General features: G+C 61.5%; 5 protein-coding genes. 3 read left to right on the top strand and 2 right to left on the bottom strand.

Going from position 1 to position 7,085, the window contains the following annotated elements:
- The first annotated feature begins 339 nt into the window (after positions 1 to 339).
- Positions 340 to 2,772 carry a hypothetical protein gene (locus HUU46_09785; protein NUM53921.1) on the top strand — a complete coding sequence of 811 codons (2,433 nt, stop codon included), beginning with the start codon at positions 340 to 342 and terminating at the stop codon, positions 2,770 to 2,772.
- 222 nt (positions 2,773 to 2,994) lie between these two features.
- Positions 2,995 to 3,978 carry a protein-L-isoaspartate O-methyltransferase gene (locus tag HUU46_09780; protein NUM53920.1) on the top strand — a complete coding sequence of 328 codons (984 nt, stop codon included), beginning with the start codon at positions 2,995 to 2,997 and terminating at the stop codon, positions 3,976 to 3,978.
- Between the two features lie 8 nt (positions 3,979 to 3,986).
- Here the strand turns inward: HUU46_09780 and HUU46_09775 are convergent, their stop codons facing one another.
- On the bottom strand, positions 3,987 to 5,102 hold the full coding sequence (locus tag HUU46_09775; GenBank protein NUM53919.1) for a hypothetical protein: 1,116 nt from the start codon (positions 5,100 to 5,102) through the stop codon (positions 3,987 to 3,989).
- A 108-nt stretch (positions 5,103 to 5,210) separates the two neighbouring features.
- Between HUU46_09775 and HUU46_09770 the strand changes: the two genes are divergently transcribed.
- On the top strand, positions 5,211 to 6,008 hold the full coding sequence (locus tag HUU46_09770; protein ID NUM53918.1) for a sulfite exporter TauE/SafE family protein: 798 nt from the start codon (positions 5,211 to 5,213) through the stop codon (positions 6,006 to 6,008).
- A 39-nt stretch (positions 6,009 to 6,047) separates the two neighbouring features.
- Here HUU46_09770 and HUU46_09765 read toward each other — a convergent pair whose 3' ends face one another.
- Positions 6,048 to 7,082, bottom strand: a complete 1,035-nt coding sequence (locus tag HUU46_09765; GenBank protein NUM53917.1) for a hypothetical protein — start codon at positions 7,080 to 7,082, stop codon at positions 6,048 to 6,050.
- Between the last annotated feature and the right edge of the window lie 3 nt (positions 7,083 to 7,085).

The raw sequence follows: 7,085 nt of genomic DNA, 5'->3' as shown, positions 1-7,085 counted from the left end.
TCGACGAGCAGGCGCGCGGCGTGCGGCGCAAGGCCCGTGCGCGGCGCAAGCTCGCGCGCCGCCGCCATGATGTCGGCGTCGTCGCGGCTGTCCATGAGTTGTTCGATGAGCGCTTGTGCTTCCACGTCGTTTGTTCCGTGCGCCGTCCCGCCGGCACGTGCACCGTCACCTTCGGTGAACCGGGCGCGCGATGTTTCATATACTACACGGCCGTGCCGGATCGAATCCGCGGACCCAATTGCGCCGCGCGGGGATTCATACAGAGGCGGCTTGCGGCGGCGGATGGGTCGGCCGGGACACATCGTACACCACGCACGCGCGGAGGAGGAATCGAATACCGTGGCATCGGTCAGGGCGGGATCGGTCTTTCTCGTGTCTTGCGCCGCGCTTTCGTACGAGGTGCTGCTGACGCGGTACTTCGCCGTCGCAAGCTGGTCCGAGTACGGGTACTGGGTAATCTCGATCGCCATGACCGGCTTTGCGGTCAGCGGTGTGCTCCTGGCGCTGTTTCGCAGTGCGGCGCTGGCGCGAAAAGAGTTTCTCTTTCGCGCGCTGCCCCTCCTGTTGATGGTCGCCGCGGCAGCGGGCTATTACTTCACCACGATCAATCCGTTCAATCCGCTCGAACTGCAGAATGCCGTCCTGTGGAAGTCGCAATTGGCGAACATCGGCAAGTTTTACGCGGCGCTCTTCCCATTCTACTTCCTCAGCGGTTTCTTTCTCGGCCTCAGTTGGTCGGCGTTTCAAAGCGAGGTCGCGAAACTATACGCAGCGGATCTTATCGGCGCGGGCGTGGGCGCGACCGCAATTCTCGTGCTGATGTTCGTCGTTCATCCGTTCTACCTGATTTGCGCCGTGCCGCTCGTCCTGTTCGTCGCCGCACTGCTGAACGCGCCGAAGACGGGGGGCGCGCGGACGTGGAGTTACGCGGCGCTGGCGATTGTTGTCGTCGCAGCATGCGAAGTCTCCGCGATCGCGTTCAACAAGGCGCGCTTCTTCGAATACAAATCGATCTATCCCGTGATGAACGTGCAGGACAACAAAGTCCTCGAATCGTACCGCACGCCGCGCGGCTACTACCTGTTGCTCGACAACTTCACGGAGCGCCGCGACCTCGCGCTGTCGAACAACCTCGGCCTCATGGGCTCCACGGGCACGCCTGCATCGCCGGGCCTGTACAAGGACGGCAACCGCATGGCGTCGATCCTTCCGGGCGGCGAGATCGATTTGTCCTACGTGCCCGCGGCGTTGAGTTCGCTGCCGTACACGCTGCGGCCCGCCGCGCGCGCGCTGCTCGTCGGATCGAGCGGCGGGTATCGGCCGATCGAAGTGCAAACCGGCTATCTGGGCGTCGTCGATTGCCTCGCGATCGAATCCGACCCGATCATGTTCAACCTTGCCGCTCAGGCGTTTGACGCACTGTCCCTGGATCGCAGCCGGATCGTGCGCGCGTCGCCACAGGCGGTGCTGGCGCGCGAAACGAAACCGTTCGACGTGATCGACGTCTCCGACGATTACATGGACGAAGGACCCGCGAACAAGTACGCTTTCACCGTCGATGCCATTCAAGCGTACATGCGCGCGCTGGCGCCGGACGGAATCGTCTCGATTCCAATCTCGATTCGCGAGTTTCCCGTGTATGCGGTGCGCCTCGCGGAAACAGCCCGTGTTGCGTTGCGCGATCTACCCAATCCGGAACAACACATCGTCGTCTACCGAAGCGAATGGACGGCACGCATCCTGATCTCGAAGGCGGCGTTTTCGGCGGACGATCTCGAGTTGATAAGGAAGTTCTGTTCCGATCTGTCGTTCGACACCAGCTATTTCGCGGGGATCGATCCCGCTGCGGTGGAAGTATGGAATGAGCTTCCGCCGGTGTCGTTCGAGACGAAGACCGAGGACACGAGCCGCGAAGGACCACAGGATGCGCTGCGCGACGACCTGATCGCGTTGTTTGGCCCCGACGGCGACGCGTTTCGTGCGGAAAGCTTTTTCAATCTCACGCCGTCAACCGCGGACCGCCCGTATCTGAATTACGTCTTCCGACCCTCACGCCTGGGCAGTCTGCTCGACAAGCTGGAAATTGTGCCCCACGAGGAAGTCGGGTTTCTCACGAACATTGCCGTGCTGGCGCAGGCGCTTGTCATGGCCGTGATCGTGTTGCTCTTGCCACTTGCGCGATGGAAGACTCTGCGCGCGGGCAACGCGCCGATCGTGCGGGGCGTGTGCTACTTCGCGGCGTTGGGCCTCGGATTCCTGTTCATCGAAATCGCATTGATCGACAAATTCGCGCGCTTGCTGAACGACAGTGTGTCGTCGTTCGCCATTGTATTGTGCGGGATGCTCATATTCTCCGGTTTGGGCAGCGCGCTCTCAGGACGGTTTGGATCGGCGCCGCGCCGCGGCGTACGCGTTGCCGTGGTCCTAATCGCGTTGAGTTGCGTGCTGTATGCTGCGGCGCTGGATACCGCAATTGGCGCCGCGTTGGCATGGCCGTACGCGATTCAGATCGCACTGATCGTGGTCGCGCTCGCGCCCGCTTCGCTTGCGCTCGGCATGATGTTTCCCTTGGGCATGGCGTCGCTCACAAGCGGCGCGGCGTCGTTCGTCCCCATCGCATGGGCCGTGAACGGCGCGTTCTCGGTCATTGCGTCGCCGCTGGCAAGCCTCCTTGCGGTGATGTTCGGGTATCGCGTACTGTTTGCGGTCGCGTGTGTCGCGTACGTAATGGCGCTCTTCGCGCAACCCACGCCGAAGGCCGCGGCGCAGTGAATTGCTTTTGAATGTTTTAGCCTGCTTCAGAAAGGTTTCGCGATGAGTTGTGGTATTTCAAATTTGAGATTTGAGATTTCAAATGATGTGCACAACACGGTAACCGACTTTCGTACTCGTACCTGTGACCTGTCCTCCGAAGCCGATCGGGCGAAGGAGGATCGTGCTCGTGCTCGTGCTCGTGCTCGTGCTCGTAATCGTAATCGAATAAGTCTATTCCCAATGTGTTTCGGACGGACTCTCGCCCTGCCCGTCGCGATGTGCGCAATTCTCGGATCGGTACTATTCAGCGCGATTGGCGCAGAGGACCCGCCCGCACCGCATCCACCCGCGCCAGCAGACGCTTCTGCGCCTGGCGAGACCGCTGCGACTTCAGACGGTCCGGCCCCAGCGCAACCGGAAATAGCGAGTACGCCGGCGATGTCGGAGTGGTCATTCGAGAAATACAGCGCGCTTGTGGAGGCGACCGGCCGCAAGATGACCATGTCGCAGGGCACGTTCGATTCCGTACAGAAGCGGAAGGATTCCGCCATCGCGCGCATTGAGAAATACCTTGCCGGACATTTCAAGGAGGCAAACCCGCGCGTGGTGGGCGCGTTTCGCGCGCTGCCGCGCGAGTACTTTCACTACAACTACGAGGGTAAATATTCGACCGCGGCGAGCACGTACGAGACCGAAGCGAAGCCGTGGGGAATTGGCTATGGCTCGGCGCTGAGCGATTACCTCGGCCAGGCGTATATGACGCAGTTGAGCAATCCGCAGCCGACGGACGTCGTGCTCGAGATCGGCACGGGCAGCGGGTTCCAAAGTTCGCTGCTGTCGCGTCTCACGAAAGAGGTCTATACGATCGAGATCATCAAGCCGCTGGGCGAGGCCGTTGCGGACATCATCGCGAAAGGCGGGTTCGACAACGTGCACCAGAAAGTCGGCGACGGCTACTACGGGTGGCCGGAAGTCGAAGGCGGGTTCGATATCATTATGGTGACTTGCGCGGCTCTTTACGTGCCGCCGGCGCTGCTCGAACAACTCAAGCCAGGCACTGGACGCCTGATTATTCCCGTCGGTCCCGCGATCAAAGGCAAGCAGATTCTCTACGTTTACACCAAAGACACGGAAGGCAAGGTGCGGTCGAAGCGCGATGTGGGCGTCTACTTCATTCCGATGACCGGCGCCATGCAGGAGAAGCCGAAACCGGCGGCGAAATAATGGTGTGGCTACGCGTTGTCGAACGCCGCGGCGCGTTCGACGGCGTCGATCACATCCGGTAAGTGCAGTATCTGATTCACCGCGTACTTGATCGGATTGATCGCGCGGTACGTGGTGTCGTGCGGGGGCGCGGCGAGGACGGCGCCGGCAACCGGCGTGATCGAATTGCTGCGTAGCACGATAAGTTGGGACTTCGCAAAATGGTCGAGCGCGGCTTCCAGTTGACCTCTGCAGTCCGCCCTTGCGGCCGGATCGATCAGTCGATTGGGCAGGCGTTCAATCGTGCTTTCGATTGACTTGTTTAGCGCATCAATACTCAGCGGCTCCGTGCGTCCGTGCAGGCACCGCAGGTAGACAATCCCCGCCACGATGTGCGTGACGTTGATCTCGACGAGCCCCGCCATCAACTCGATGATCCGGAAATCGAGGTCGCGCTGAACGGCCCGATCGGCATCGTGCGGCAGATAGACAGGCGGCCCGAACACGAGGACGGATGTTTTCGTCGCAAGGTTCGATGTGCGCGCGAAGGGCACGATTGGGACGTTCAACTCAGGCCGGTTGCGCTGCGCCTGCGCCACGAGAAACGTCACTCCGCCGGGTTCGTCGATCCCGTCGCGGTACTCGACGAAGACGCCGGTGCGTGAACGCGAGCGCCCCGGGTACATGATGAACGCGGCCTGTTCGCGCAGTAGCGCGATGAAAGGCTTGAGCTGCGTCAATTGCACGCGGTCGCGGCTGATCTGCAATGCGCCCAGCATACAGACGAGTTCGTCCACATCAATGAGCTTTGATTTTAGAATCCCGCCGCCGCCCGCAAAGAAGTCGTCGCGCATCATGTAGCGCACGGGATATGCGCCGTCACAGATGCGGTGAATGGCGCGGTAGGCGACGAAGGGGTCGTCTTTCGCGTAGTGGTTGCCGGAGAACACGGCCGGGCCGGTGCGGGGACAATGCGACTCGCCCGACACGCGCAAGTTCTTGCGCCACCCCATGACGCGATCGAAAACAGCCACCAACTCAGGATAGATTCCCAGGAGGTTTGGACATTTCCCGATCCCGAGCCGATAGAAGAGATATAGAGTCAACCGCCACGCGGTGATTAGCCATGCCCGCAGTTCACGCATTTGGACGGAAGTTTACAGCGTTTTGCACCTAGCGTCTAGCGAGCAGCGATTGGTGCATAGCCAGCGGCGCCACATGTAAGCTAGGCGGAGGTAAACTTCGGAGGCTGCGTGGAAATCGTCTTGTTCGTCGTCGAGATGCTGCTGCTGGGTTGCGCGGTCGGAATGATCAGCGCCGCGCTCGGCCTGGGCGGCGGCATCTTCATGGTTCCCGCATTCTTGTTCTTCGTCGGAGGCATGGACGCGCACACTGCCAAGGGAACAAGCCTGTTCATCATCATCTTCGTGTCGCTCGTGAATGCGTGGCGCATGAACCGCGGACAGGACGACCGTCAACTCGGACTGGCCGTCGTCTTCGCGAGCGGATCGGTCGTCGGCGGCTACCTCGGCAGTTGGGTCACGACACTCCTTTCGGACGCGGGCGTGATCTGGGTGTTTATCGCGCTGCTGGCATTCGTGGGTCTGCGCACGTTCTTCATCAAATCCGTCGTCGTGCGGCGCGAAGACGTGCGCAAGCGTCAGGGCGTTGCCATGGCGATCGGCGTAACGGCGGGCATTGTCGGCGGGGCGACGGGCACGGGCGGAGGCGCGGTGTTGGTCCCGCTCGCGTTGATGGCGGGCCTTGTCTCGAACGAGCGCGCGGTGGCGTTGTCGAATACGGTCATGGTATTCACGAGCACGTCGGGCACGATCGCGCACCTGCTGGCGGAACGGACCGTGGAACTGCAGTGGACCTACGGCCACGTCTGTTTTGCGCTGGCGCCGTTGGTGTTCATAGGCGCGCAACTGGTGAACCCGCTCGCCGCGCGCTTCGAAAAATGGCTGACGCTGCCGCGGCGCAAAGTTGTGATGGGCGTGTTGCTCTTGCTGATTACCGGCGGACTGGTGTGGAAGTCTTTGCACCCGTGATTCCGCCGCCGCGATCTCAGCGAGTCAGTCTTGCAAGTCTTACCCGCGCCAGTCGAACGCCTTGTCGAACGGATCGATTCCCTTGCGGAGGATCGCGCACTGCGCGTCGGTGAGGCGGCCTTTCTCGATCAACTCCTTCAGCTTCGCGCGGAACTCGGGGTAGTTCTTCCGCGTTTCCTGTTTCGTATACGTCACGCGGCGCGACGGATTGCGCAGGCCCATTGCGAGTTCGGAGATGGGCGGCGCGTCGTACTGCCATCCGGACCGGTCGCACGCGTCGATTAACAGGCGCACGAGCAGTACCCGAAAATTCGTGTCCTCGAACCGGCCCGTGCTGCGCTGGAACCAGCGGTACGTGCTAATGACATAGTTGAAATGGACGAACGCCCACTCGTTATTGTGGCGGCCCACGCGTTCCGGCGGCGTCAAGCACTGCGGCAGCAGCGTAGCGTCGAAATCGTGTGCGACGCCGTTGATCACGCCGCGGTGGCCGTGGTGCTGATGGGGCGGATACTGCTGCGCCCAGGCAACGTCGATCAACAACTCCCACGTCGCGGTCACGTGCGGATACCCGCTGTCGCGGTACCACTGGTCCCAGGCGGGGCTGAGTCCCAGGCACACGAGCTTGCGCTCGACGCAGGCTTCGTAATGCGCTTTCAGGAACCCCGGATCGACGATGAACAGGTCCGCGTCGTGCAGCAATACGTGTGTCGTGCGCGACGCGTCGATCCCGTTCTTGAGCTGCAAAAAATAATTGTGGTGCGGATTGTTCATGCGGCGCGTGACGAGCCGATCGACGATCGGCAGCGTCACCAGCCGCATCGGGAACGTGCTGCGCTCTTCCTGGCACGCCTCGAAGCGCTTGCGAAACTCCGGCGACGGGCGGTCGGGAATGACGAGAATTTCCGCGCAATGTGTGAGGTCCTGGCCGCCGCACACGTCCAATGCGAGATCGAGAAACACGGCCAAATCGCCGGGAACCATCATTAAGATCGAATAGCCCGGCTTGCGATCGACGCCTGCGCTGCGCCATTTTCCGTACATCGTCGTCCAAAACCGCGACGCCAATGCCATGCT

The organism is Candidatus Hydrogenedentota bacterium (assembly GCA_013359265.1).
Taxonomy (GTDB): Bacteria; Hydrogenedentota; Hydrogenedentia; order Hydrogenedentales; family SLHB01; genus JABWCD01.
The sequence above is the reverse complement of the archived record's forward strand: the minus strand, read 5'-3'. Positions and strand labels throughout refer to the sequence as shown.

Excerpts from the sequence above, each read along its gene's own strand:
- HUU46_09780 (NUM53920.1), top strand. The coding sequence starts at position 2,995 with ATGTGTTTCGGACGGACTCTCGCCCTGCCCGTCGCGATGTGCGCAATT.
- HUU46_09775 (NUM53919.1), bottom strand. The coding sequence starts at position 5,102 with ATGCGTGAACTGCGGGCATGGCTAATCACCGCGTGGCGGTTGACTCTA.
- HUU46_09765 (NUM53917.1), bottom strand. The coding sequence starts at position 7,082 with ATGGCATTGGCGTCGCGGTTTTGGACGACGATGTACGGAAAATGGCGC.